The organism is Rhodococcus sp. EPR-157 (genome assembly GCF_001647195.1).
Taxonomy (GTDB): Bacteria; Actinomycetota; Actinomycetes; order Mycobacteriales; family Mycobacteriaceae; genus Rhodococcoides.
Window position 1 is genome coordinate 1 of record NZ_LVCV01000238.1, and the last position, 2,905, is coordinate 2,905.

Genomic DNA, 2,905 nt, shown 5'->3' on the forward strand with positions numbered 1-2,905 from the left:
GAGAACTTCTTGGTGACGTCGTTGGCGCCGACGAGAATCACCGCGGCGTCGGGTGGTGGGCCCGCGACGAACATAGCGTCGACCTGTCCTTCCAGACCCTTCGACGTGGCTCCGGCGATTGCTTTGGTGCTCAGCCGTATTCGCTTGTCGGTCTCTTCGGCGAGACCGCGAGCCACGAGTACTCCCGGCACCTCGGCTGCGACGACGCAGCCGACCCCAGCCGCGGTCGAGTCTCCGAAGACCATCAGATGAATATCGGCCGAACTTCCGAAACGCCACCGTTCCGGGGTGAGGTCACCTGGTCCGTACACGCCGTCCGCCTCGGGCGGCTTCGCCGTCGATCGCCCGATGACGCCACGCGCCGACGTCGCCTGTGACATCAGGTGCTTGTACGCGGCCCACGATGCAGTCCCTGCTGAGGAGCCTGCGATCACTGTTGCGGCGCCGGCTTTGGCGGCATTGCGCCACTTGTTCACCGGCACGGTTTCACTCCTACGATCTGCGCCACGCCTTACATCGTAGGCACCATTGCCGATCACTCCGGCGGTACCGAGAAGCCGACTTCTCGGCATCTGGGAAGATGGGTGCATGCGCATTGCTCAGCACATCACCGAACTCATCGGCAACACCCCTTTGGTCCAGCTCTCCTCTGTTGTCGGTGACAACGCAGGGATGGTCGCTGCCAAGATCGAATACCTCAATCCGGGTGGTTCGTCGAAGGATCGGATCGCGATCAAGATGGTCGACGCCGCGGAGGCCTCCGGCGAATTGAAGCCGGGTGGAACGATCGTCGAGCCGACGTCGGGCAACACCGGTGTCGGATTGGCACTCGTAGCTCAGCAGCGCGGATACAAGTGCGTGTTCGTGTGCCCCGACAAGGTCGGCGAGGACAAGCGCAACGTCCTGCGTGCCTACGGCGCCGAAGTGGTCGTCTGCCCGACTGCCGTGGCACCTGAGGACCCCACCAGTTACTACAGCGTCTCGGATCGACTCGTCCGTGAAATCGACGGTGCATGGAAGCCGAACCAGTATTCCAATCCGGCAGGACCGCAGAGTCACTACGAAACCACCGGTCCCGAGATCTGGGCCGACACCGACGGAAAGATCACCCACTTCGTCGCGGGTGTCGGCACCGGCGGCACCATCTCCGGAACAGGCAAATACCTCAAGGAGATCTCGGGCGGAAAGGTCAAGGTCATCGGGGTCGATCCGGAAGGCTCGGTGTACTCCGGTGGAACCGGTCGTCCGTACCTGGTCGAGGGTGTCGGCGAGGACTTCTGGCCGTCCGCGTACGACGCGTCCATTCCCGACGAGATCATCGCTGTCTCGGACGCCGACTCGTTCGACATGACCCGTCGTCTTGCGCGCGAGGAGGGTCTGCTGGTCGGCGGATCTTGCGGCATGGCGGCCGTGGGCGCGATCAAGGTCGCCGAGCGTGAGGGGCCCGACGCCCTCGTGGTGGTGCTGCTGCCGGACGGCGGACGCGGCTACCTCGCCAAGATCTTCAACGACGACTGGATGTCGTCCTACGGCTTCCTTCGCTCACGTCTCGACGGCAAGGTCGGCGAACCATCCGTCGGCGATGTGCTGCGTGGAAAGTCGGGTGCGCTGCCCGACCTCGTGCACACGCACCCGTCGGAGACCGTGCGCGACGCCATCGAGATCCTGCGGGAGTACGGCGTTTCGCAGATGCCGGTCGTCGGTGCCGAGCCACCCGTCATGGCAGGCGAGGTTGCGGGCAGCGTCACCGAGCGTGATCTGCTCAGCGCAGTGTTCGAGGGGCGCGCGGCGTTGGCGGACTCGGTCGCACAGCACATGAGCGCGCCGTTCCCGCTGATCGGTGCCGGAGAGCACGTTTCCGACGCCACCAAGGCGCTCGGTGAAACCGACGCGTTGATGGTCGTCGAAGAAGGCAAGCCCGTCGGCGTCATCACGCGGCACGATCTGCTGGGTTTCCTGAGCAAGGGGGCTTAGTTCCCCGGGCGACTCCGTCGCCAGTGGCACGAATAAGTGCATTGGGGTGCACTTAACCATGCCACTGGCGCGGAGCGCCTGAACGGACGCGCAGCGGAACGCCTAGCGGAACGCGCTGGACCCGGTGAGCGCCTGCCCGATGACGAGCTGGTGCACCTCGGACGTTCCCTCGTAGGTCAGGACCGATTCGAGGTTGTTGGCGTGCCGGAGCACCGGGTATTCGAGGGTGATTCCGTTGGCACCCAAAATGGTTCGGCACTCACGTGCAATCTTGATCGCCTCGCGGACGTTGTTCAGTTTGCCGACGGACACCTGCTCGCCGCGGAGTTCGCCCTTGTCCTTGAGGCGTCCCAGGTGCAGAGCGAGTAGTTGGCCCTTGCCGAGTTCGAGCGCCATGTTGGCGAGCTTCGCCTGCGTCAGTTGGTAGGCTCCGAGCGGCTTGTCGAACACCTCACGCGTCTTCGAGTACTCGACGGCGGACTCGATGCAGTCACGTGCTGCGCCCATGGCCCCGAAGATGATCCCGAAGCGCGCTTCGGTCAGACAGCCGAGCGGTCCACTGAGCCCACGAGCCTCGGGCAGCATCGCCTCGGCCGGTAGGCGCACGTCTTCCAGCACGAGCTCGCCGGTGATCGATGCGCGCAGGGACAACTTCTTCTTGACGGTGTTGGCCGAGAATCCGGGTGTCTCGGTCGGCACGACGAAGCCGCGGACCTTGTCGTCCGTCTGGGCCCACACGATTGCAACGTCGGCTATGGGTCCGTTGGTGATCCACATCTTGCTGCCGTTGAGCACCCAGTCGGTGCCGTCCTTCTTGGCGCGCGTCCGCATCCCGCCGGGATTGGAGCCGAAGTCGGCCTCGGTGAGCCCGAAGCAGCCGATGAGGTTTCCCTCGGCCATGCCGGGCAGCCATTGTTGCTTCTGCTCTTCC

Annotated in this window: 3 protein-coding genes; 1 reads left to right on the forward strand and 2 read right to left on the reverse strand. The window is 64.5% G+C overall.

Features of this window, described 5'->3' with window-relative positions:
* A partial coding sequence (locus A2J03_RS10805; RefSeq protein ID WP_331712368.1) for a GDSL-type esterase/lipase family protein occupies positions 1 to 482 on the reverse strand: 482 nt, incomplete at its 3' end.
* 106 nt (positions 483 to 588) lie between these two features.
* Between A2J03_RS10805 and A2J03_RS10810 the strand changes: the two genes are divergently transcribed.
* Entirely contained in the window at positions 589 to 1,974 is a 1,386-nt protein-coding gene (locus A2J03_RS10810; RefSeq protein WP_068373289.1) for a cystathionine beta-synthase, read from the forward strand.
* A gap of 102 nt (positions 1,975 to 2,076) precedes the next feature.
* Here the strand turns inward: A2J03_RS10810 and A2J03_RS10815 are convergent.
* The coding region (locus A2J03_RS10815) for an acyl-CoA dehydrogenase family protein (RefSeq protein WP_068373291.1) at positions 2,077 to 2,905 on the reverse strand (829 nt) is incomplete at its 5' end.